Raw genomic sequence first — 24719 nt, forward strand, 5'->3', positions numbered from 1 at the left:
TTTTTTATGCCTGCATTCTCTCGGCCAATCAAAGATATCGGTTATTAACCCTCAGATGTATATTTACAAAAGTCTCAGCTTGATGAGTGGGTCGCTCAATGATCCGCAGACAGAATTCAGCGTTATTCTAACGGGTATAAACACAGCTTTCATCCATATAAGGCTTAGCAAAAAATCGACTGACTTCCCTTGTCGTCGCACAAATTTTAATTCTGATGGAAGAGTCGTTCGATCGCCAAAAGAGCGTCTTTAGCTTTGCTTGCTTGTAGGTGAATTAGCCTTTTCAACTAGCGCTACAACACTTAATTTAAAGGCTAAAGTGTAATCTCGTCGTGAGCGTCTCGCGCTTTTATTGCTTGATGTTTCCATAAAGAAGTCCTCTTTATATCAACGTATTTCAGGATGGGACACAGTGCAAAAAAAAGCCTAACATATGTTAGGCCTTTTATTCACGAACCACTGGACACAGCTCGAGGGGATACGGTTAATAAGCGTGCTTATTAACCGTATAGAACGTTGTTTACTTTGTTTTCAAGTAGCTCTTGCTGACCACTTACGTGCTTAGGTTGCAGGTTCTTATCAATACATAGTTTAGACAATGACTCTAACGTGAAATCGCCCCCTTGAATGCCTTTTCCTAAATCACCATTCCAACCCGCGTAACGTTTACTCACAGCTTGGCCAAGGAAGTCGCTTTCAATCATTTTCGCCGCTTTTTTCAAGCCCATTGCGAGGTGATCCATACCGCCAATGTGAGCAATAAACATGTCTTGAGGATCAGAACTTTGACGGCGTAACTTGGTATCAAAGTTGAACCCACCGGATGTAAAGCCGCCAGCTTTGAGGATTTCGTATATTACCAAGGTCAACTCTTCAACGCTGTTAGGGAACTGATCCGTGTCCCATCCTAGCTGAGCGTCACCGCGGTTAGCATCTATGCTACCAAACAGACCAAGAGAAATAGCGGTAGCCACTTCATGTTGGAACGAATGTCCGGCCAGTGTAGCGTGGTTCGCTTCAATGTTTACTTTAAATTCGTTTTCCAAACCGTACTGCTTCAAGAAACCATAAACCGTGGCCGTATCATAATCATACTGATGTTTAGTTGGCTCTTGAGGTTTTGGTTCGATTAACAACAGGCCTTTAAAGCCGATTTTGTGCTTATGCTCCACGACCATGTTCATGAAACGACCCAACTGCTCACGTTCTTGGCGCAAATCGGTATTGAGTAGGGTTTCGTAACCTTCACGCCCCCCCCATAATACGTAGTTTTCACCACCCAAGCGTTTTGTTGCATTCATCGCATGCATAACTTGTGTTGAACCGTAAGCAAACACCTCAGGGTTAGGGCTAGAAGCTGCACCACTAGCATAACGAGGATTACTGAATAAATTTGCCGTGCCCCAAAGCAATTTAAGACCTGTTTCTTCTTGTTTTGCTTCAAGTACATCCGTCATTTGTGCGAAGTTGTTGATGTACTCTTTAATTGAGTTTCCTTCCGGAGATACATCAACGTCGTGGAAGCAGTAATACGGAATATTCAATTTTGAGAAAAACTCAAATGCCACATCGGCTTTTTCTTTGGCGCGTTGCATGGCGTCGCCAGGCTTTAACCAAGGACGATCAAATGTGCCTGCGCCAAAAACGTCCGCCCCGTCCCAGCAGAAGTTGTGCCAGTAGCATGCAGCAAGACGCAAGTGGTCCTTCATACTTTTACCTAATACAATTTCTTCTGGGTTGTAATGGCGAAAGGCAAGGGGGTTTTGTGAACTTGTACCTTCAAATTTTACTTTTGGAATGTCTTTAAAATATTCAGCCATGGGGCTCTCCTAATGTATTTTGTTAACGACTCATCATCGATTACGTTCATCATCACAACAGACGAAGATCGTAACAATTATGTTTTTTAGGTTAACTTTTGTGTTTTGTTGGTTTTTCAATAAAGTCATTGTGTATAAGATACATAGATACAAAATGGCTAAAAAATGTCACGACATACTTTGTACAAGGCTGCAAATTTCACTCGGCGCTTAGCGTAAATATTTGCGCGATTTGGATTGGGTTGATACACAGAATCCAATTGCGGTTGTGGGCAAATGTGCTCAAGTTTGCTGTCAGGTTCAATGGCCAGTTGAGCTAATCGCGCGGCACCTAAACCTGGGCCAACATCACCGCCTTGGCGGTAAGTTACAGGCCGCTGTAAAACATCTGCTATCAGTTGGCGCCAATAGGGACTCTTTGCTCCGCCCCCAATCAAGGTTATCTCGTCTACGTTGACCCCTGATGCGTGTAATGCATCGACCCCATCGGCGAGACCAAAAGTCACGCCCTCTAAAACACTGTGAGTCAAAGTGACTTGGTCGCTAGAGTGGGTTAAACCAAAAAACGCGCCGCTGGCATTGGGATTGTTATGTGGGGTGCGCTCACCGCTTAGGTAGGGCAAAAACACGGGGCAATGTTGATGTTCTATGCTGTTTTCAAGCTGTGCTTGCTCAAGATCCGCGAGCAAATCCGAGACACCACGTTTCGCTATTTTTTCACCGTACCATTGCAAGCAACTGGCGGCACTTAGCATCACAGACATTAAGTGCCAAGTATTTGGTAGGGCGTGACAGAAACTATGTACTGCGGACTCTGGATTGCTACGGAAGCCTTCACTGACAGCGAAATATACCCCTGATGTACCAAGTGAAAGCATGGCTTGACCAGGTTTAACAATACCGACACCAATGGCACCTGCGGCATTGTCGCCAGCACCAGCGACCATAGGTACACGGTTCATATTCCAGCGTTTGGCAAGCTCGGTTGATAACACGCCAGTGATTTGACTGCCTTCATAAAGGGTTGGCATATTAGACTCGTTTAAACCGCAGGCCTCGAGCATGTCTGTATGCCAGCAACGTCTGTCTACGTCTAGCCACATAGTACCGGCTGCGTCTGACATATCAGTGGCAAAATCACCACTTAGTAACAAACGTAAGTAATCTTTAGGCAGTAAGACTTTATCTATTCGCGCGAATAGCTCTGGTTCGTTCTGCTTGACCCAAAGCAATTTAGGCGCGGTAAAACCGGGCATTATAATGTTACCGGTGATCTCTCTGGCAGCCGGTACGAGTTCTTCTATTTGAACGCACTGTGCTTCGCAGCGTCCGTCGTTCCACAGAATTGCTGGGCGAATGACTTTTTGATCTTTATCTAACAGTGTGGCGCCATGCATCTGACCAGCAAACCCAATCGCCTTGACTTGCGTTAAGTCATATTGCGCGTTTAATCTGTCCATGGCTGTGCACAGTCCATCCCACCAATCCTGTGGGTTTTGCTCGGACCATAAGGGTTTCGGCCTTGAGACCTCAAACGCACTTGACGCGCTGTCTACGATTGCACCGCTGTTGTCAGTTAACACTAACTTGATACCAGAGGTTCCTAAATCAATACCTAAAAACATGGGAATACCTGCCAAATAATGAGTTTGGCAAATACTAGCAGAACGGTTAAATTAAACTGCAATGCAGGTAATAACGAAATTTGATAACGAAATTTCGTAACGCGCTTAACGAGTAATGTAGTAGTGCCGTGATACTGGCTAATGCACTATATACTTGGAAACGTTTTATGCTTAGGTGATGTATGTTTCAAGCGAAACACAGTATTAGTTTGTTATTTAACGCCAATAAAGTTTATGACCGTCAGGTTATAGAGGGGATTGGTCATTATTTACAGTCGTCTAAAGTGGACTGGGACGTCTACTTAGAAGAAGATTTTCTAACCCGTTTAGCTCAGCTAGATGAGTGGGGCGGCGACGGTATTATTGCCGACTTTGATGATCCCTCGATTCAGAAAATGCTGCTCAACAGTGCTATACCTGTGGTGGGAGTCGGTGGTTCATACTCTAAAGAAGAAGATTACCCTGATGTGCCTTATGTGGCCACTGACAACTTTGCGGTTGTCCAAGCAGCGTATGAACATCTCAAGAAAAAAGGTTTAGAACGTTTCGCATTTTATGGACTACCTAGCGATAAAGATCATCGTTGGGCGGTGGAGCGCGAAAAGGCAATTATTAAGCTGTGTCAAGCCGATGGTTACGAGTGCTCAATCTATCGAGGGCATCCTACCCGGCCAGAAACATGGCAGTATACTATGAATCGATTAACCGATTGGATACAAGGTTTGCCAAATCCGGTGGGCATTATCAGTGTGACTGACGCGCGGGCGCGCCACCTGCTGCAAGCATGTGAACATATAGGTAAGCTGGTGCCTGACAACATATCCATTGTTGGGATAGACGATGATGATATTGCCCGTTATTTAAGTCGTATCAGTTTAAGCTCGGTCACCCAGGGTTGTTTTGAAATGGGTTATCAGGCGGCAAAATTATTGCACCGTCGACTGGAAAACAGCAGTCTTAAAAACAAACGTGTACTTGTTCCACCAGCAGGGGTGTCTGAGCGACAATCAACGGATTTTAAAGCATTAAAAGACCCCTACGTGATTCAGGCAATGCATTTTATTCGTCAAAATGCGTCTAGAGGCATAAAAGTGGAGCAGGTTTTAGATTATGTAGGCATATCGCGTTCAAACTTGGAGCAGCGTTTCAAAGATGAGCGGGGACATAGTATTCACACCGAAATCCACAATGAAAAATTAGAAAAGGCCTGCACTATGCTCACTAATGGAAATATGTCGACCACAGAAGTCGCTAACGTATGTGGTTATCCGTCTTTACAATATATGTACGCCGTATTTAAAAAACACTTCGCCAAAACACCACGAGAATATCGTGAACAGAGTAGTCAGTAGTCAGTTAGCTGCCTGTTCTTACTACGGGTTTCAGGCAGGCTAAATTTTTTTGTAAAGTGCAGGCTACTGTTTATTAGCGACTTTAGCCGGTAAGTATTTACTTAACATTTCTTCGAGCGAAATTAACTTCAACGGCTTAGTTAAATACTCGTTCATGCCCACTTCTTTTGCTTGTACGAAGTCTTCTTTCATGGCGTTGGCAGACAGACCGCAAATCACTAAGTCTAACAGCCCCAGATGACGTATTTCTTTGGTGGCTTCGTAGCCGTCCATAACCGGCATTTGTATGTCCATTAAAACCACATCATAGTGAGCGGAGTTGATAACTTTAGTCACAGCTTGTTGGCCATCTTCGGCGATGTCGAAAGTAATGCCCAGTACTCTTAGCATTTCACCGGTAACCACTTGATTGATGCTGTTATCTTCAACGAGCAGCACATGGCCGTCATACTCTAATTGCTCAGTAAACTCGGGACTGGGTATATCAGAGATGTATTTCTCTTCATTTAGCAATGAATGGATAAATGAGGTTAACTGCCCTGGGGTGAACGGGTGGGTTAAACAGGCGTAGCTCCAACTATTAATCAGTTTTTGCGGTAAATTACTGGGCTGTGTGTCAGTGATAAAACCTACGTTTCTATCGTTATCTTTTAGTTTTTGCAAAGATGGGGCAATCGCCTGATGTTCACTTTGATCCGCTATGTCGATAATGACGATATCGCGCTCAGATATCTCGTCGAGCAACTTTTCAAGCTGCATATGCGGAAAGTGATGGAATTCTAACTTAATGTTGGCGAAGTATTGTTGCTTAATCAAGCCTTTAGGGGTTTTACTAAAATAATATAACTGACGTTTTAATTGAGGTGGTATGGCAAAAATATGCTGTTCCTTTGATTGAGAAATCAGGGTAAAGGAGACATTAAAAATACTGCCAACGTTCACCTCTGATTCTGCTGTCACCTCACCACCCATTAAATTAACCAGTTGCTTGACTATGGTTAATCCTAAACCTGTGCCACCAAAATCCCGACTGGTGGTGCCATCGGCTTGAGTAAATGACTCAAATACTTTATCAAGCTGTTCTTCAGACATGCCGATCCCTGTGTCTTGCACGCGAGCGCGCAGCCGTAATTTGTTACTGTTAGGCAGCACGTCGTAGGTGATGGATATAGTCACCGAGCCATTGCGGGTAAATTTGACTGCGTTACTGGACAAATTCAACAGCACTTGACTAATGCGCAGTGGATCACCGATTAATGTCGGCGGAATATCGGGGTCACAGATAAAGCGGACATTGAGGTTTTTTTCTTGGGCTTTGACTGAAATGTTGGTTAGCAAATTGGCGAATACCGAATTGAGCGAAAATTCCACCTGTTCGATGTCAAGTTTACCGGCCTCGACTTTCGAAAAATCTAGAATGTCATTAATCAAGCTCATTAAAATCTGGCTTGAGTAGACTACTTTATTTAAGTGTTGGCGCTGAGTTGACGTCAGGTTGCTTTTCATCACTACATCAAGTAAACCGATTATGCCATTCATAGGCGTACGGATTTCGTGGCTCATATTCGCCAAAAACATGCTCTTAGACTGGGTCGCTTGCTCCGCCTTGTATTTTGATTCGACTAATTCGGCATTCAAAATTTCTTGCTTGGCATTTAGCCGCTGAGCTTGGGCAAGTAGGGCGGTTGTTTGCTTGTTTTTTTCATGGAACACGTCCGCGGCATCTGCCAACTGACCAATTTCATTATGCTGCGTGATCCCAGGTATGACGTCAACGTCCTCCCCTTTGGCAAGTTTTTTAAAGACTTCAGTGATGGTATTGATCGGTAACATAATTCGTGATGCCAAGAAATAGGCGGTGCTGCAAGCAAGCAAAATACCGATAATGGAAAACAAGTCGCTGCTAAGTTGGTTTTTCTCAATATTTTTTTTGACTTGCTCGTTAGTCTCTCCCAGCTTGGAGGTCACTAGCAGGTTGAGTTCACGAGCCATAAATAAGAATTCATTGGCTGAGCCAGCCATCACCACGTTAACTAAAAATAGATAGCCGCTGGTGACATTGGTCAGTTGCAAAAACTCACCGTCAATTTCATCAAGCTTCGTTATAACAGAGGAAAACGCTTGGGATGAGGCAGAAGTTTGAGAAAGTTGCGTTTTTGCCTGATTGAGTTCGTTACGAAAACGTTCTACCAATTGATAATCGGGTTTGAGCAAATACTGATAGGTGACGTTTTCAGCCCGAGTTATATGGTATTTCGCATTAGAGATATTAAGTGTTGATGACGAACTGCTTTTCGATAAGGTATCTAATATAGCATTGATATCTGCGGCTAATCGCTCGTTAAACAGAGTGTCACGTTTACTGCGGCCAGCAATAACATTGGAAAAATTATCTTGGTATTCTGCTATATGGCTACGCATTCTAGAGATAAAACCATGATAAACATCTATTTGCTCTTCACTACTGGTTAGTGTTTCAAGAGTGATTAGGTTATCCATCGAACTTTGGATCAAGGAGTTAAATCGTGCAATGGCTGACTTGCTAGCAGAGTCTTTATAAATCAGCACATTACGCTGTAAATCTAATACATCTCGCTCTAGCTCGCGCACCAAACTTACCTTAATAACGGCCTGTTGAGTCAGATCTAAACTATTCACGAACGAACTCTGATTACCGCGAGTCACAAACACTTGCGAGACGAGCAACAGGATCAAAATAACGGAAACAAGCAGTATCTGGAACTTAAGGGTTTTAAACACGTATAATCATCTCGCCATTATCAAGAACTTATAAATTCATACCATTTCTGTAAGGTATAATCGTAGGTCGGCATGGCGGTATTCCACACCGCCACATTGCTAAAGCGGTCTGAATAACTGCCGCCAGAACGCACTTGCCCACGACGAACTGATATATTGCCATCGGGGCCTTTCAACGGTTGACTGGCAGGCTTACCATTATACCAATAGTCCCATTCGCTTTGCTCTAGATAATTAGCCGATCGCCCTGGGTTCGAAATATAATAACCTTGCCTAGCGATAAATGCGCCCGGCCAACCAGATAACCACCAATTCATATATTCATAGGCGATATCTTTGGTTCGCCCCGCAGCGCGAGATGATAAGCACATCACCCCATGCCAGCCGCGATAACCCTCTTTTGGCGCTGCAAAAGTGACCGGCACGTTTTGTCCATTTAAGGTGGAAACCGCAGGTGAGAACATACTTTCAATATGCACCCGTCCTGAGCGCATAAAATCTATCGAATCAGGCACTGAATTCCAAAAACCGGCAAAGTGGTTTTGGTGCTTTAAATCAATCAATATACTGAACAAACTATCTAATTCGGCTACCGAGATATTACCTATATCAGCGAACTTCATCATTCCACTAGCATCAGCGGCCAGCGCTAGGTCGAACAAACCTATGGTCGGATCGTTGATAATACCCACTTTGCCTCGATGTTTATTTGCCAATAACCATCCCCAGCTTTCTGTTTTGTAAGCAATTCCTTGTTCGATTTCATTGGTGTTGTATCCAAATGAATCAACGTTATGTACATAGGGTAAGAAACTGATTTTCCCTGTTTGCTCGGCGCCTAGGGTGCCGTCTGCCTGGACGTTAACGATTTTATATGGGGCATCACCAGCACCGAATTTTGCCTTTGGGGAGACTTTTCCGGTTTTGCATAAGGAGTTGATTTCATCCCAGTGAGTAAGCCGTTTGATGTCGATTTCTTGGATGGAATGATTGCGCCACAATGGACGAATGCTATTTGACCACTGTTCATAAATATCAAAGCTCTCAGGTGAGATTAAACCGCGCTGTAAAACACTTGGACTACCTTTAGCTTCAAATTGAATTTTTATACCAAGATCACTCATAGCACGCTGCCTGAGGGGCTCTTGTAATGTGACGTGCGTGCCTAACACACGCAAAGTGTGGGTGTTTTTAGCAAAAACATAGGGTGCGTTTACGATAGAGGCGCCGAGAATAGTGCCTTTGCCAATGGTTTTTAACGTTGCTCGTTTTGTATTATCCACTGGTGAAGCGCTTACTAGTGAATCCTTTTTACACTGCTTATTCATACTGGCCTCCAATTGGAGACTAAACATTAAGTTAGAACTGACAAGGACGCAATGTTATCTGGTCATAACTTTGGTCTATATGCGTCCTATTCAGCGTAAAATTTATGTTGAAAGTTAAGGACTTGCTTATTCGCGCCATCGTTTATATCAACTGCAATGCGAAACGTTTCTTGGTCACTAAAGGGTAATACCGCGAGGTAATATATTGCATCACCTTCACTAATTTCTTTAAAGGTCAGTTTTTTGCTCACCCCAAGTAAATTGCGCGCGGTGCCTGTTAACACAGCTGACTGTGCTTCTTGCGTCTGCTTATCCAAGATTGAGATATTAATTACCCCGTTATATTTACTGCGCACGATGGCGTAATGCTTAGCAATATCGGGCGTAATAAAAGTACTGTTAAACGCAATATAATGTACGTCCCAATCGCCTAGGGTTTCTTTTTGCTCAGCACGAGCCGTCATAGACAGAGCCAAACTGGCGAGTAGCATAAAGCCAATCGCCAGTTTTGTTTGGTTAGAAGAAGCCAAATAAGTCCCCTAATAATTTTTGCATAAATATAATGAGCAAAATCACTACCATGACGGACAAATCTAATCCCCCCATGCTCGGTAAGCGACGCCTAATGGGGGCAAGCAAAGGTTCAGTTAATTGACCCAGCACCATATCCATTGGGTTGTAGCCTTGGCTGACCCAACTCATGATGGCGCGAATGATCAGCACCCACATCATTAAAGAAAGGGCTTCTTTTAACACTAAATAGAAGGAGCCAATGAACACACCAATAGGATTTATATTAGCATTGCCGACGAGTAAATTGAGCGCCACAATTTTTAGTGCAGCCACGAGTAGCGCGAGTACTAAGGTCGCTGTGTCTATCCTGCCAATGGACGGCAATATTCTGCGCAGCGGGCCAACAATTGGATGGGTCGCTTTCACCACAAACTGGCTAAAAGGGTTGTAAAAATCGGCTCTGGCTAATTGTAACCAAAAGCGCAGCAGCACTACCATTAAGTACAACTCAAACAGGGTACTGATTAAAAACTGCATCGCGCTCATAGAGATTCGTCTTCCTAAAAACTAATTAAAACAATTTGGCCATTTCTTCAGCTCGAGTAACCGCAGCACGCATTGCGCCAGATACTAATTTGTCGATGCCATTTTCTTGAAAATGTTCCACTGCTTTGGCTGTGGTGCCACCTTTAGACGTAACTTGGGCACGCAGCTCGCTAATTTCAAGTTGCGGATTGTGACAAACCATTTCAGCTGCGCCTAGCATGGCTTGTTGTACAAGCAAGCGCGCGGTCTGTTGATCGAACCCCTGATTTTGCGTTTCTTTTTGCATGGCTTCTAAAAATGCATAAAAATAAGCGGGGCTGCTACCAGCTGCAGCAATCACACCGTTGATCATCGACTCTTTTTCAACCCAAGCAATTTCACCCACTTGAGACATTAAATCCCCAGCGTATTCTCTATCTTGTTGGCTAACGCTTGAGGGGGCATATAAACCGGTCATGCCTTTGCCTAACGAACTTGGCGTATTTGGCATGGTGCGAATGATGTTGTTTTGACCGCCAAGCATTTCACTTAACCGTGCTGTGTCTATGCCTGCTGCAATTGAGATAAATAACTTGCCGTCAAGTGCAACGCTGTCTTTTAAAGCCGCGCACATGGTTTCCATTAACTGAGGTTTGACGGCTAATACGACCACTTGCGCCTGCTCCACTGCCTGTTGGTTTTGTTGCGTTATCTGAATAGAAAAATCACTTTTGAGGGCATCTAGCTTAGGCATTGAAGGATTGCTGGCAATGATGTTAATGGCGGGGTAACCGCTATTACACATACCACTGATGATGCTTCTGCTCATGTTTCCTGCGCCGATAAAGGCGATATGTCTATGTTGCATAATTATCCTATGTTGTGAGTTTACCAGAATGAAATTCGGAGTAATAAACTGACGCTATTGACGAGCACCGAAAATAGCGCTGCCGACCCGAACCATAGTCGAGCCGCATTCGATAGCGAGTGGCATATCGCTGGACATTCCCATGCTAAGCGTATCAATTTGCGGATATTTTGTCTGTAGCTGTGCAAAACACTTGCTCATAGCGAGTAAACTTTGACGTTGTAAATTCAGGTCCTCTTGTACTTTTGGTATGGTCATGAGTCCGCGCAGCGTTAAATTCGGCAACTTGCTAATGTGCGCGGCTAAGCTTTCGACCTCGCTTAACGAGGCGCCCGCTTTACTGGCTTCGTTGTCTATGTTGACTTGAATACAGATATTCAGCCGTTTATGGGCACTGCGCTGATCATTCAATCGCTGGGCTATTTTAAGGCGATCAATACTGTGCACCCAGTCAAAGTTTTCTGCTACTGGGCGGGTTTTATTGGACTGTAAAGGGCCAATAAAATGCCATTCAATATCATTTAACGCTTTGAGCTGCTGAATCTTATCAACACCTTCCTGAACATAATTTTCACCGAACAATCGGTGTCCCGCTTCATACGCTTGCACGATATCTGATACGGGTTTGGTTTTAGTTACTGCTAGTAATTTGACTGAATTTGCTGGACGATTAGCCTCACAAGCACTCTGCTCGATTGTTTTCAGTGCGATTTTAAGTCGTTCTGCTATTGTTCCCATATTGCAACTTGTTTACGGAGAATCGGCATTGGATATTACCGAACTTTTAGCCTTTAGTGTCAAAAATAACGCATCAGATTTACACCTGTCTGCCGGTTTACCGCCGATTATTCGCGTTGACGGAGAAATGCGCCGGTTGAATGTTCCTGCCTTGGATCATAAACAAGTTCACGCGTTAATTTACGAAATCATGAATGATAATCAACGCAAAGAATACGAAGAAAATTTGGAGACTGATTTTTCGTTCGAGGTTAAGGATCTCTCTCGATTTAGGGTCAATGCCTTTGTGCAAAATCGTGGCGCAGCAGCGGTATTAAGAACCATACCGAGCAAAATTTTGAGCCTAGACGATTTAGGCGCACCACAGATTTTCAAAGATATTATTAATCAACCTACGGGTATTGTTTTGGTCACCGGGGCCACAGGCTCAGGTAAAAGCACCACGCTAGCGGCGATGGTCGACCATATAAATCGCCATAAACGTGAACATATATTAACCATCGAAGATCCCATCGAATTTGTCCACGAGAACAAACTGTGTGTTGTCAATCAGCGCGAGGTACATCGTGATACGCACAGTTTTAGTAACGCGTTGCGCTCTGCCTTACGTGAAGATCCCGATGTGATTTTAGTCGGCGAATTGCGTGACCTAGAAACCATCAGGCTCGCCATATCCGCAGCTGAAACAGGGTATCTCGTATTTGGTACCTTACATACCAACTCTGCGCCTAAAACCATTGACCGTTTAATTGACGTTTTTCCCGCAGAGGAAAAGTCTATGGTGCGATCTATGTTGTCTGAGTCATTACGTGCGGTGATTTCCCAAACCTTACTTAAAAAGGTCGGCGGAGGACGTGTGGCAGCCCATGAGATTATGTTAGGTATTCCGGCTATTCGAAATCTTATTCGAGAGGATAAAGTGCCGCAAATGTATTCTGTTATGCAAACCAGTCAGGCCCACGGCATGCAAACAATGGATCAATGCTTGAAGAAGTTGGTGGCTCAAGGTGTGATCACCAATGAGGATGCGGCAGCTTTGTCTATCGATAAAAAGCCGAGCATTAATTACTAGCCTTTAAATAAGTTGAGATGTTTATGGACTTAACCCCGTACTTGCAAGAGATGACCGACGTTGACGCATCCGATTTATTCATCACAGTTGGGATGCCGATTAGTGCCAAAATCAATGGTCAACTTACGCCAATAGGTGGCAGTAAATTGGATGAAGATGGGGCTTGGGGTCTAGTTCAGGATGCTATGACCGATGTGCAAAAAGAACAATTCATTCAAAGCAAAGAATGCAACTTTGCCATTGTTCGTGAGGGGATTGGGCGTTTTCGTTGCAGTGCGTTTTGGCAACGTGATATGCCGGGTATGGTAATACGCCGTATCGTGACTGAAATCCCCCAAGCAGATGATCTTGGTCTTCCTGATGTGCTTAAAGATATCATTATGAGCAAGCGGGGCTTAGTGTTGTTTGTAGGGGCGACGGGTACAGGTAAGTCTACCTCATTGGCGGCGCTTATCGGACATAGAAATAAACACTCCAAAGGGCATATTTTAACCATCGAAGATCCCATTGAGTTTGTGCATGAACATCAAAACTGTGTGGTGACGCAAAGGGAAGTGGGCATTGATACACAATCTTTCGATGACGCACTAAAGAGCTCGTTGCGCCAAGCGCCTGATGTCATATTAATTGGTGAAATTCGCTCAATGGAAACCATGGAATATGCGATGTCTTTTGCTGATACCGGACACTTATGCGTTGCAACCTTGCATGCCAATAATGCGAATCAAGCGATAGAACGAATAATGCATTTAGCGCCGGCTGCGCAACACGAAAAACTACGCTTTGATCTGAGCCTTAACATGCGAGCTGTGATCGCCCAGCAATTGGTACCCACTATTGATGGTAAGGGAAGAGTTGCAGCGATCGAGATATTACTCAATTCTCCTTTGGTTACCGACTTGATCCAGCGCAATGAAATTGGCGGTTTAAAGGATGCAATGCGCAAGGGGAAAGAATTGGGTATGCAAAGCTTTGATATGGCGTTATATAGCTTATATCAGCAGCAAAAAATCAGTTTGGATCAAGCGATTCATCATGCTGATTCTCCCAATGATTTACGTTTAATGATTAAGCTCGACTCAGATGATGGTAATACACTGGGCTCGTTATCTAACGTATCTATCGATATGGATTAAGGCACAGTGTCTGTGCTGTTTTGAGATAAAATGAAACTATATAGCAACAACGACCGTTTTATGGTGTGGCAAGTAAAGCAATTGCTGGATGAGCATAACATTCCATGTTTTATTAAAAACGAGTTTGCCAGCGGGGCCATGGGGGAGCTGTCACCTTTAGATTGTCAGCCCGAAGTGTGGATAAACGATGCAAGTTGGCAACCCCGAGCGGAAAAGTTAATCGCCCAGATGAATACAGCAACCACAGCAGAATGGACTTGTCCTAACTGCGCTGAAAGCAATGGTGGCAATTTTGAAGTCTGCTGGCAATGCGGGCAGGAAGGGCAAGTTGACGACAGGTAAAACAAACGAGGGACGTAATGCTCAGGTCATAGAGCAGTTCCTCGATACCATTTGGCTTGAAAAAGGACTCAGTGAAAATACCCTCGACGCATATCGTAGTGATTTGACTAAATTGAGTGATTTTTTGTGCGCTCAAATTCCCCCGCTTAATCTGCTTGATATCCAGACCGAGAATATTAATCATTATATGGCGCAGCGTTATGACAGTGGTTTGTCTGAGCGCAGCAGTGCCCGTTGTTTGAGTAGCTTACGGCGATTTTCTGGTTATATGTTAGCTCATGGTATGCGTGAGGATGATCCCGTCAGCCGAATGCAAAACCCGAAACTTAGCCAACCCTTGCCTAAAACCCTGTCAGAACAACAAGTAGATGATTTGCTTAATGCTCCGCAAACCGACGATCCTATACATCTTCGTGACAAAGCGATGCTTGAAGTGCTTTATGCCACGGGATTACGGGTGACTGAACTCGTCACGCTGCGGATAGGGCAATTGAGTATCTCGCAAGGCGTCGTAAGAGTGACCGGAAAAGGCAATAAGGAACGCCTAGTGCCCTTAGGCGAAGAGGCGTTAGATTGGCTAGCCACGTATATGAAAGAAGCGCGAGGTTTGTTGCTGCGCAGTGAAAGCGATGTGTTATTTCCCAGTAATCGCGGCACCATCATGACTCGGCAGACCTTTTGGCATAGGATTAAGCTTCATGCCGCACAAGCAAATATTAACAGTGACCTTTCGCCTCACACATTACGCCATGCGTTTGCTACCCATCTATTAAATCATGGTGCGGATTTACGCGTAGTGCAAATGCTCTTGGGGCACAGTGATTTGTCCACCACGCAAATATACACCCATGTCGCCACCGCACGGCTACAGGAATTAGTAGCAACACATCATCCAAGGGGTTAGTGTCATTAATGTTGGGCGAGGGGGGTTAATAGTGTGAGTATTTGTTTCACCTGCTTGGTATCACTAAGATAAGCGGTTAACATGCTTGTCTATATAGAATGAAATTATTTTGTACCTTTAGGGTCTAATCTTCATCAGTTCAAAGTGGAATTTATATGAAATATCGTACGTTATTTTTGGCTATTTTTGCCTTTATCTCTGTTAGCTCTGGCGCACTTGCTGCGGATGCGCTGAAAAGCAGTCAAAATCTTGATAGTGTAAAACAGAAAATCCAGGTTTCTCTTGGTATGCAGGTTTCTGCGATAGGTGACTCGCCGGTACCTGGGCTGTTACAAGTGCAAACTGATAAAGGGTTGTTTTACACCAGTGAAGACGGTAAATATTTACTTCAGGCACGGATCTTTAATCTAGACGAAGGCATGCGGAATGAAACCGAAAATGCGCTCACTCAAATGCGTTTAGACGGAGTAGACAAATTTAAAGACTCGGCTATCGAATATAAAGCAGATAAAGAAAAGTACGTGGTTAATATTTTCACCGATATTACCTGCGGATATTGCCGTAAACTGCACAATCAAATGGATGAATATAATGATCTGGGGATTACGGTGCGCTATTTGGCCTTTCCCCGGGCTGGATTAAATAGTAAACCCTATCAAGATATGGTGTCGGTTTGGTGCGCGGATAATCCACAAAAAGCCTTAGACGAAGCAAAAGGTGGTGAAAACGTGGCGAAGCTGAGTTGTTCAAATCAGGTTGCAGAGCAATATAATTTTGGCCAGAGTGTTGGGGTCAATGGCACTCCAAATATTATTTTACCCAATGGCAGTGTTGTGCCGGGTTATCAACCCCCTCTTCAATTACTTCAAGCCATTCAAGACGCATCATAATAGTTAATGCAGGAGTCTATACTCCTGTATTTCCCATATCGTTATTTTTACTGTCTTTAACCTAGAGTATATCTGTGCAAATACGCCGTCGTTCCCCCGTTTCTGATGATCATCTTCCTGGGTCAATTGACCCAACTTTAAGGCAAATTTACGCTGCTCGAGGTATTACCACTGAGCAACAATTAGAGCGCAGTGCTAAAGCGCTTTTGCATTACAAAGATATGTCAGGGATTGATAAGGCGGTGTCGATTTTGGCTGATGCATTAGCTCAAGGTCGGCGAATTATTATTGTTGGCGATTTTGATGCCGATGGCGCAACCAGCACGGCATTAAGCATGTTGGCTTTGGGTATGATGGGCAGTAAAAACCATGATTACTTGGTGCCCAATCGTTTTGACTTTGGCTACGGCTTAAGTCCGCAAATTGTTGATGTGGCCCATGATCGCGGTGCACAAGTGATCATGACAGTGGATAATGGCATCGCTTGTTTCGCCGGCGTACAGCGAGCCAAAGAGCTAGGGATCACTGTGGTTATTACCGATCACCACTTAGCCGCAACTAGCTTACCTATTGCTGATGCCATCGTCAACCCCAATCAGCCTCATTGTGCCTTTATGTCGAAAAACTTGGCTGGGGTGGGGGTTGCCTTTTATTTGATGCTGGCACTTAGAGCACATCTTCGCCAAATCGATTGGTTTAATGAAAAGAGTATCCCGGTACCGAATTTAGCTGATTTACTGGATATCGTCGCACTCGGGACGGTAGCAGACGTGGTGCCTTTGGACGAAAATAACCGTATTTTGGTTCATCAGGGACTGCTGCGTATTCGCAGCGATAAATGTCGCCCGGGTATTCAAGCCTTGGTGGATGTTGCCGGCCGCGATAAACGCAAAATGGTCGCCTCTGATCTAGGGTTTGTCATTGGACCTAGATTAAACGCCGCAGGTCGCTTAGATGATATGTCCATGGGCATTGAGTGTTTACTGACCGACTCGGATTACAAAGCGAAACAAATTGCCGTTGAACTTGACAGCTTGAATCGTGAACGCCGGGAAATCGAACTATCAATGCAGCAAGAAGCGATAAAGACCTTAGAAAATTTGCAGTTGTGTGAAGATGATATGCCCCATGGGTTAGTGTTGTATCAAGCTGATTTTCATCAAGGGGTCATCGGGATCCTAGCAGGACGCATTAAAGAAAAATATTTTAGACCGACGATCGCCTTTGCCCATCAAGATGATGCCGTACTCAAAGGTTCTGCACGCTCGATTCCTGGGGTACATATTCGTGATCTGTTAGAAGAACTCAGCACACGATATCCAGGCATAATTATTAAATTTGGCGGGCATGCTATGGCTGCTGGCCTGAGTCTTGAGTTAACAAAACTTCCCGAGTTTACTCAACGTTTTACCCAGCTCGCAAAAGAGCATTTGGCAGGTAAACCCTTAGCAGGGGAGTTAATCTCTGACGGTGAAATTCCCCTTGCTTCACTGACGCTTGAATTCAGTCAATTGCTGAAAGACGCGGGGCCATGGGGGCAAGGTTTCCCTGAACCCTTGTTCGATGGTGAGTTCGAGCTGATGGAACAACGCATAGTGGGACAAAAACACCTCAAAATGATGCTTAGACTACCCACGGGTAAGCTCATCGATGGGATTGCGTTTAATGTGGATACAAACATCTGGCCGAACGAACAGTGCAAACGGGTAGAATTAGCCTACAAACTCGACATCAATGAGTTTCGAGGACGCACAAGTTTACAGTTTTTGATAGAAGGGCTAAATCCTCTCTAAATACATTCATAACAGGGCATAGCAACGTCAAGCAGGCTGGATATCGTTTTGTGTACGTTGTGGTGCTATTATGTTTATTCTCAGGTAAATAGGGCGCAATGATGGCAAAAAAATCGGAAATCGATAAGTTGCTTAGTAAACATGAAGAATTGACTCATTCTGAAGATATGGACGTAGAGTCACATGTTCAACGAAAAGAAGATCAATGGTTTGTAAACACGCTGGTGATAAAAGGCTATGACGTGCCGTTTCGCTTTCGTCGCAAAAAGCAGTATAAAAACCTTGAAGGTGCCCGGGTCAATCTGACCTACTACCCCATTACCGAAGAAGTGGCGGGATTCCCGTTTGAAGCCATGAAAGTGGTTAGAATTAAAGTTTCTTAAAGGCTTCTTCGTTTCCCCCCTGCATTTAACGAGCATACCGTGGTAGCAGAACAATTAAATGGCTTTTTATTGCACAGACGTGCTTATCGTGAAACCAGTTTTCTACTGAATTTTTTTACGGTGGAAAACGGTAAAGTGTCGGCAATTGTTAAAGGGGCTCGTGGCAGCAAGAGCGATAAAAAAAGCTTATTGCAGCCTTTTCAGCCATTGTTGATTGGGGTGTCTGGACGCTACGAATTGAAAAACCTACAGCAAGTAGAATCAACAGGCGGTATGTTGCGATTGACTGGCCAAGCGTTGTACTGCGCGCTGTATTTAAACGAAGTGTTAAACCGAGTGTTAGCGGATGATATACCCCATCCTGAAATATTTGTTTTGTATCAACAAAGTTTGCACGCCCTGGTAGTTGAAACGCAATTCGAGCCCATTTTACGTACATTTGAATTAGGGCTGCTCGACGCGCTGGGTTATGCCATTGATTTAGCTCATGACGCAGATACGGGAGAGACGCTAGTACGAGAAGGGTATTATCGTATCGTTCCGGAGCAAGGTTGTGTATACCTTGGTGCTATCCGCCAACCTGGTAGTTACTTAGGGCAAAGCTTATTAAAGGTGGCGAGTGAACATTGGGATAAAGACAGTTTATTGGTGGCTAAAATGATCACCAGAGCTGCACTAGCCGAATTACTCGGTAGTAAACCTTTGATGAGTAGAGAATTATTTAAACAAACCCATTTTGGATCTAAAGGGAGAGGACATTGAAAGATATTCTGTTGGGGGTCAACATCGACCATATTGCTACGTTACGCAACGCCCGAGGTACTCGTTATCCTGATCCGGTTCATGCTGCTGATATCGCCGAACGAGCCGGTGCCGACGGTATCACAGTGCATTTACGCGAAGATAGACGACACATAAACGATCGTGATGTGGCGTTATTACGCCAGACCATCAACACACGGCTTAATTTGGAAATGGCCGTTACCGAGGAAATGCTTGAGATTGCACTGCAAACTCAGCCCGAATTTTGTTGTTTAGTCCCTGAAAAGCGTGAAGAGCTAACCACTGAAGGCGGCCTGGATGTTGTAAGCAACAGACACAAAATTGCTGATGCATGTGAACGTCTTGCGGCAGCGGGTATTCAAGTTTCGTTATTTATCGATGCCGATATAGCGCAAATTGATGCTGCAGTAGCTTGTAAGGCACCGTACATTGAAATTCATACTGGACAATACGCTGAGGCGAAAACCGAAGCGGAGCAAGAAGAAGAGTTGGATAAACTAAAGGTCGGTATTGAGTATGCTGATTCAAAGGGCTTGAAGGTAAATGCTGGGCATGGACTACATTATCATAATGTAAAACCGATCGCGGCCATCGCACAGATTATTGAGTTAAACATTGGCCATGCCATTATCGCTCGCGCTGCGTTTGATGGCTTGGAAAAAGCAGTGATTGATATGCGTCGCCTAATGTTGGATGCACGTTTAGGACAATAAACGGGAGAGTCGTCATGGCAGTGATGGGGTTAGGCACAGACATAGTTGAAATTGCGCGCATCGAGAAGCAATTAGCACGTTCTAATCGATTGGCACAGCGGGTGTTAACCGCTACTGAACTGGCTATTTTTGATGAGCATACGTTTCCTGCACGGTATTTGGCCAAGCGTTTTGCAGCCAAGGAGGCAGCGGTGAAAGCGCTGGGTATTGGCATTGGAAATGGCATTAGCTTTCAAGATGTCGAAGTGCATAATTTACCTTCTGGGCAGCCATTTTTACGTTTTTACGCTAAATTTTCTCAGTTATGCGAACAGCGCAATATAACCTCGAGCCATATCTCTATTTCTGACGAGCAACATTACGCGATTGCGACCGTAATTTTAGAGTCCCCTTAAAATATATTGCGAGCTTTTGGTGCGCTGCAATGGTTAGGCGCACCAAAAATGCAGTATTTACATCTATGGGGGGATATTTTTGTTAGTATAATCACTTATTATCGGTAAATTTAGACTGCGTTTGACCACTATTCCAGCGAATGTAACTCGTTAGTTATCAATACCAAAAGACTTAGTCTTTTCGGAAAAGTTGGCGCATTTACTGTATATATTTACCATTTTTCTGCCTGGGCAAGCGCGTGGGTGTTAACGCTATTTAGTACAGGGATACGTTATGGTTGCTATCCGCAAAGTTCATGAATCCAAACGGCCTCCTTTCGATGAGTGGCTAGACTCTTTATCGCTCTCAGATGAATGTAAACACAAGCTGCGAGTGGTGTCTGATACCCCCGAAATACTCTTGGTTGGTCAGGAGATGGTGGAGATCCTGCACGAATTACACATGGACGACGAAACCCTTCAAGCTTCGTTTGTGTATCCCTATTGTCAAACTCACGAATTAACCGAAGAACAAATCGAAGCGCAGTTTGGCGCGGGCATTCAAAAGCTTATTACTGGCGTTAGGCGCATGGATGCCATTAAGTCATTGCATACTAGAGCAAATAGCACACGTAAAAACGACGAAGAACAGATAGATAATGTACGACGTATGTTACTTGCAATGGTGGAAGATGTGCGCGCTGTGGTCATTAAATTGGCTGAACGTATTTGTGCCTTGCAACAGGTTAAAAATCAAGACGAAGAGACCCGGGTTTTAGTCGCACGGGAGTGTGCGAACATTTATGCACCTTTGGCCAACCGTCTAGGTATTGGCCAGTTAAAATGGGAATTAGAAGATCTCTCGTTTCGTTATTTACGCCCCGAAACATATATGCAAATTGCGAACTTGCTGGATGAACGACGCACTGACCGTCAGCAGTATATCGCTGATTTTGTTGAAGAACTGCAAGCCGCATTAGATGAACAAAACATCAAGGCTAAGGTCTATGGGCGACCCAAGCATATCTATAGCATCTGGAAAAAGATGCAAAAGAAACACCTTAGTTTTGAGCAACTATTTGATATTCGAGCGGTGCGTATCATTGCTGACCGTTTACAGGATTGCTACGGCGCACTAGGGGTTGTGCATTCTAACTGGCAACATATTCCCCGGGAATTCGATGATTACATTGCCACGCCAAAACCGAATGGCTATCAATCGATCCATACGGTGACATTAGGCAAAGAAGATAAAACCATTGAAATCCAAATTCGTACCGCGCAGATGCATCAAGATGCGGAACTGGGTGTAGCTGCCCATTGGCGCTACAAAGAGGGTACCAGTAGCAGTCGCTCTGGTTATGAAGAACGTATTAATTGGCTACGAAAAATCCTTTTGTGGCAAGAAGAAGTGGCGGAGTCAGGTGACTTAGTCGAAGAGCTACGTAGTCAAGTATTTGATGATCGTGTTTATGTATTTACCCCAAAAGGCGATGTAGTTGACCTACCGTTGGGCTCTACTCCTCTGGATTTTGCCTATTACATTCACAGTAATGTGGGGCATCGTTGTATCGGAGCGAAAGTCGGTGGACGTATCGTGCCCTTCACTTATGAACTGCGTACCGGTGACCAGATTGATATTTTAACCGGCAAGCAACTTAACCCAAGTCGTGACTGGATGCATCCCGGATTGGGCTATGTTCACTCGTCACGGGCGCGAGCGAAAATACACACCTACTTTAAGAAACAAGACAGAGATAAAAACCTCGCCGCAGGTAAGGAGATTTTTGAACGAGAGTTGCAAAAAGCGGGTATCGAAAGCAGAGATATATCTGAAGCTTGCTCACGCTATAACATGAATACGGCAGATGATCTGTACGCAGCTATCGGCGCCGGTGATATTCGTCTTATGCAGGTCGTTAACTACTTGCAACAGCTGCATGCGCCGCCAGCTGAAATAGATCCAAGAATAAAGCCGAAAAAACCGCAGTCGAACAAATTCAAAAAAGACACGGTTGTGGTTGAAGGCGTGGGAAATCTGATGACGCTGATTGCGGGTTGTTGCCAGCCTCTTCCTGGTGAATCCATTCAAGGATACATCACCCAAGGACGCGGCGTGAGTGTGCATCGAGAGGACTGTGACCAACTAAGTCATTTATTAGAGTTACACCCTGAGCGTGAAATTGACGTAGATTGGGCGAGTAATATTAGTGCATCATTTCAAACTTATGTGCAGGTTTTTTGCAGTGACAGGGATGGCTTGCTACGAGACATCACCACTGTTTTAGCGAACGAAAAGGTTGGTTTGTTGGGGGTTAATAGTGCCAGTGATGTTAAGTCAGGTTTAGCGCGCATATCGCTGCGCCTTGAGCTGAAAGATTTATCAGGACTATCCCGGGTGATGAGCCGTATCGAAGGAATAAAAGGCGTTGCCATGATACAACGCACGGATAATTAATTATGTCTAAGTTATTGTCACAAGGTCATCGTCCTGAGAGCGTGACACAAGATAGTGAAAATGCAGGTGCGCTAAATGAATTACTCAGCATTATGCGCCAACTGCGAGATCCTGTAGCAGGATGTGAATGGGATAAGCAGCAGACGTTTGCCAGTATTTCGCCCTATACGATTGAGGAAGCCTATGAGGTGGCTGATGCCATTGATAAAGGTAATATGGATGAAATCCGTGATGAATTAGGTGATTTACTCTTTCAAGTGGTGTTTTATGCCCAGATAGCACAGGAGCAGAGCGGGTTTGCATTCGCCGACGTAGCTAACAGTATGTCAGCTAAATTACGCCGCCGTCATCCGCACATATTCCCAGACAAAAATGGCAAAACTATTCTCCCCCAGAAAGGGCAGTGGGAACAGATTAAAGCGCAAGAACTGCTTAGCGCAGGTATCAACCGAGACGACAGCATTTTAGCCAATGTTCCCCTCGGTATGTCGCCGCTGCTTAGAGCACAAAAATTACAGCAAAAATGTGCCAAGGCGGGGTTTGATTGGGATGCACTTTCTCCTGTACTAGATAAGCTACAAGAAGAAATTGAAGAGGTCATGGCGGAGGTGAATGCGCCGGATCCGAGTCAAGCTGCTATTGAAGATGAAATCGGTGACGTATTATTTTCAGTGGTAAATTTAGCCCGCCACGTCAAGGTCGATGCCCAGAGTGCGTTGCGAAAAGCGTCGACTAAATTCGAACAGCGTTTTAGGCTAGTGGAGTCTCTTGTTCGCGCCCAAGGGCAAAGTGTAAAGGATTGCTCGTTAAGCGAACTCGAAGCGTTTTGGCAGCAAGCCAAAAAACAATAGAACTTTTTGCCTAATTCAAGGCCCTAACTTATGACGGCTTTTTGTTTGACGTTGCTTGTTACAAACTTTGATTTCATTTTTTGTTGCTGACGTGTAAATTCAAGGTATAGATTTTTAGATTTGCGCTTGAAAGAGGTATTGCGTTTCTTATTTCGCATTAAGTTATGAATAAACTACTTGTACTGCTATTACCGTTATTGTTCTCGTTACTCAGTTTTGAGGGACGAGCGACGACTAATGGCAATGTCAATATCGAACGCAGTGCGCTGTTGTCCGATGCGTTTGATTCGCAGTCGTTACAGATAACTGAACAAGCCGAAGATCGTGATGAGCACTCCTATGTTGGCTTTATATTTCCAACCTTAGCAGTTGCGTTTTATCAAACGCACTACATCAGTGGTGTCCCCTCCTTTTTCCGCCAAACCTATGATTTAAGTAGCATTCGCGCTCCGCCTTCCATTAATTAATTTAACAATCAAACAGTTCACACATTGTGCTAAAGCAATGGTGCACAAATTAAATTAATTAAATAAAGATCTTTGCCTTGGCTACACCTTGCGCGAGGTTTTGGGAAGAAAATCATGAAAAATATCGCCCTTTACGAACTAAATCAATTAGATGAGCTAGCTTGGCCAGAAACCTATCAAGGTATTACCTTAGATTCGCCAGCGATGTCTGTATTCACCGATTTCAAAAAATCTAAACCCATTGTTATTCAAGCTGATACACCGATTACGGAAGTAGAGCAACGAATGATCGAAGAAAAGGTGCGCCTTAAAATCGTCCTTGATAGTGCGCACAAATTTCTTGGCGTTATCAGTTTAGATGACTTAAATGACCAAGAGAAAATCAAACGTATAGCGTCTGGAATTGAGCGGGCAGACTTATGTGTACGTCATTTTATGCGCACTAAAGAAGACCTAAAAGTGATCTTATTCAGAGAGCTGAAGCGTTCAAGTATTGGCGACGTGGTTGAAATGCTTAAAGCCAATGGGTTGCAACATTGCTTAGTGGTTGACAGTCAAGAGCACCAAATTCGGGGGATTGTGTCAGCCAGTGATTTAGCCCGAGGCTTGGGTATCGCTATGAATTTAAGTGTCAGTCCTACCTTCTTCGATATCTTTAATGAGGTATATAGCGAGGCACCTCTTTTTAAAGCCTATGGGTAAGCGGGCTCTGATCCGTTGTCCGATTGTACGAGAGGGAGAATTATTTTCATTCAATCTCCCTCAACACCACCTATTATTGCTTGTCTGTGGTTATTTATCTTAAATAATTACTAACGGATCGCACAATTTCTACTCGCGTTTAATAGAAACATCTGTATAATTCGCGCCCTGCCCAGTTACACCCACTTTGGGAAAGTGGAAGAATCATACGACTCGAAGGGGTCAGTGTATTGATTTTAAGCAGTTTCTGCGGTTGCAAACTTAGGTTTGAAATAACAGAAACAACGTAACATTTTAGACACATATTTTTTGGGTAATATTA

23 protein-coding genes are annotated in these 24719 nt (G+C 44.2%); 15 read left to right on the forward strand and 8 right to left on the reverse strand.

The features are described from left to right. Positions 1-500: 500 nt before the first annotated feature. Together xylA and xylB are read right to left on the reverse strand one after the other, a co-directional pair. Positions 501-1820 (reverse strand): xylose isomerase, encoded by a 1320-nt coding sequence (xylA, locus tag GPLA_RS20295; RefSeq protein ID WP_007106886.1) that lies wholly within the window; start codon positions 1818-1820, stop codon positions 501-503. A gap of 158 nt (positions 1821-1978) precedes the next feature. Beyond that, complete coding sequence (gene xylB / locus GPLA_RS20300) at positions 1979-3445, reverse strand: xylulokinase (RefSeq protein WP_007106887.1); 1467 nt, start codon at positions 3443-3445, stop codon at positions 1979-1981. Positions 3446-3627: 182 nt separating this feature from the next. On the opposite strand from xylB, the gene GPLA_RS20305 reads away from it, so the two are divergent. Next, entirely contained in the window at positions 3628-4797 is a 1170-nt protein-coding gene (locus tag GPLA_RS20305; protein ID WP_007106888.1) for a XylR family transcriptional regulator, read from the forward strand. 63 nt (positions 4798-4860) lie between these two features. On the opposite strand, the gene GPLA_RS20310 is transcribed toward GPLA_RS20305, so the two are convergent. From GPLA_RS20310 to GPLA_RS20335, 6 genes are all read right to left on the reverse strand, one after another. Next, a complete protein-coding gene (locus GPLA_RS20310; RefSeq protein WP_040515540.1) occupies positions 4861-7557 on the reverse strand; it encodes a hybrid sensor histidine kinase/response regulator in 2697 nt (898 codons plus the stop codon). A gap of 20 nt (positions 7558-7577) precedes the next feature. Then, positions 7578-8885 carry an ABC transporter substrate-binding protein gene (locus GPLA_RS20315; RefSeq protein ID WP_007106890.1) on the reverse strand — a complete coding sequence of 436 codons (1308 nt, stop codon included), beginning with the start codon at positions 8883-8885 and terminating at the stop codon, positions 7578-7580. A gap of 86 nt (positions 8886-8971) precedes the next feature. Then, positions 8972-9376, reverse strand: coding sequence for a DUF4426 domain-containing protein (locus tag GPLA_RS20320; RefSeq protein ID WP_051997705.1), 405 nt, complete (start codon positions 9374-9376; stop codon positions 8972-8974). Positions 9377-9401: 25 nt separating this feature from the next. After that, positions 9402-9944 (reverse strand): YggT family protein, encoded by a 543-nt coding sequence (locus tag GPLA_RS20325; RefSeq protein WP_007106892.1) that lies wholly within the window; start codon positions 9942-9944, stop codon positions 9402-9404. A 25-nt stretch (positions 9945-9969) separates the two neighbouring features. Continuing rightward, the gene (gene proC, locus GPLA_RS20330) at positions 9970-10791 is read right to left on the reverse strand and encodes a pyrroline-5-carboxylate reductase (protein WP_007106893.1); all 822 of its coding nucleotides are present in this window, start codon (positions 10789-10791) and stop codon (positions 9970-9972) included. 54 nt (positions 10792-10845) lie between these two features. After that, positions 10846-11529, reverse strand: a complete 684-nt coding sequence (locus GPLA_RS20335) for a YggS family pyridoxal phosphate-dependent enzyme (protein ID WP_007106894.1) — start codon at positions 11527-11529, stop codon at positions 10846-10848. Between the two features lie 28 nt (positions 11530-11557). On the opposite strand from GPLA_RS20335, the gene GPLA_RS20340 reads away from it, so the two are divergent. From GPLA_RS20340 to GPLA_RS20405, 14 genes are all read left to right on the forward strand, one after another. After that, positions 11558-12601: a type IV pilus twitching motility protein PilT gene (locus GPLA_RS20340; protein ID WP_007106895.1), complete on the forward strand. Its 1044-nt coding sequence runs from the start codon at positions 11558-11560 to the stop codon at positions 12599-12601. 23 nt (positions 12602-12624) lie between these two features. Beyond that, on the forward strand, positions 12625-13737 hold the full coding sequence (locus tag GPLA_RS20345; RefSeq protein ID WP_007106896.1) for a PilT/PilU family type 4a pilus ATPase: 1113 nt from the start codon (positions 12625-12627) through the stop codon (positions 13735-13737). A gap of 30 nt (positions 13738-13767) precedes the next feature. Further along, positions 13768-14079 (forward strand): putative signal transducing protein, encoded by a 312-nt coding sequence (locus GPLA_RS20350; RefSeq protein ID WP_007106897.1) that lies wholly within the window; start codon positions 13768-13770, stop codon positions 14077-14079. Further along, on the forward strand, positions 14066-14983 hold the full coding sequence (gene xerD, locus GPLA_RS20355; RefSeq protein ID WP_007106898.1) for a site-specific tyrosine recombinase XerD: 918 nt from the start codon (positions 14066-14068) through the stop codon (positions 14981-14983). Before GPLA_RS20350 ends, xerD begins: the two co-directional genes overlap by 14 nt. Positions 14984-15138: 155 nt before the next feature. Then, positions 15139-15873 (forward strand): bifunctional protein-disulfide isomerase/oxidoreductase DsbC, encoded by a 735-nt coding sequence (dsbC, locus tag GPLA_RS20360; protein ID WP_007106899.1) that lies wholly within the window; start codon positions 15139-15141, stop codon positions 15871-15873. Positions 15874-15947: 74 nt separating this feature from the next. Next, positions 15948-17666 carry a single-stranded-DNA-specific exonuclease RecJ gene (gene recJ / locus GPLA_RS20365; protein ID WP_007106900.1) on the forward strand — a complete coding sequence of 573 codons (1719 nt, stop codon included), beginning with the start codon at positions 15948-15950 and terminating at the stop codon, positions 17664-17666. 101 nt (positions 17667-17767) lie between these two features. Next, positions 17768-18049, forward strand: coding sequence for a hypothetical protein (locus GPLA_RS20370; protein ID WP_007106901.1), 282 nt, complete (start codon positions 17768-17770; stop codon positions 18047-18049). 39 nt (positions 18050-18088) lie between these two features. Continuing rightward, positions 18089-18811: a DNA repair protein RecO gene (recO, locus tag GPLA_RS20375; protein ID WP_007106902.1), complete on the forward strand. Its 723-nt coding sequence runs from the start codon at positions 18089-18091 to the stop codon at positions 18809-18811. Continuing rightward, on the forward strand, positions 18808-19545 hold the full coding sequence (gene pdxJ, locus GPLA_RS20380) for a pyridoxine 5'-phosphate synthase (RefSeq protein WP_007106903.1): 738 nt from the start codon (positions 18808-18810) through the stop codon (positions 19543-19545). Before recO ends, pdxJ begins: the two co-directional genes overlap by 4 nt. A gap of 14 nt (positions 19546-19559) precedes the next feature. Beyond that, a complete protein-coding gene (gene acpS / locus GPLA_RS20385; RefSeq protein WP_007106904.1) occupies positions 19560-19940 on the forward strand; it encodes a holo-ACP synthase in 381 nt (126 codons plus the stop codon). Positions 19941-20214: 274 nt separating this feature from the next. Beyond that, entirely contained in the window at positions 20215-22377 is a 2163-nt protein-coding gene (gene relA, locus GPLA_RS20390) for a GTP diphosphokinase (RefSeq protein ID WP_007106905.1), read from the forward strand. Between the two features lie 2 nt (positions 22378-22379). After that, complete coding sequence (gene mazG / locus GPLA_RS20395; RefSeq protein ID WP_007106906.1) at positions 22380-23228, forward strand: nucleoside triphosphate pyrophosphohydrolase; 849 nt, start codon at positions 22380-22382, stop codon at positions 23226-23228. 164 nt (positions 23229-23392) lie between these two features. Next, the gene (locus tag GPLA_RS20400) at positions 23393-23695 is read left to right on the forward strand and encodes a hypothetical protein (RefSeq protein ID WP_007106908.1); all 303 of its coding nucleotides are present in this window, start codon (positions 23393-23395) and stop codon (positions 23693-23695) included. Positions 23696-23809: 114 nt separating this feature from the next. Beyond that, positions 23810-24397, forward strand: coding sequence for a CBS domain-containing protein (locus GPLA_RS20405; RefSeq protein WP_007106909.1), 588 nt, complete (start codon positions 23810-23812; stop codon positions 24395-24397). Positions 24398-24719 lie beyond the last annotated feature (322 nt).

It is taken from the genome of Paraglaciecola polaris LMG 21857, assembly GCF_000315055.1.
GTDB lineage: Bacteria > Pseudomonadota > Gammaproteobacteria > Enterobacterales > Alteromonadaceae > Paraglaciecola > Paraglaciecola polaris.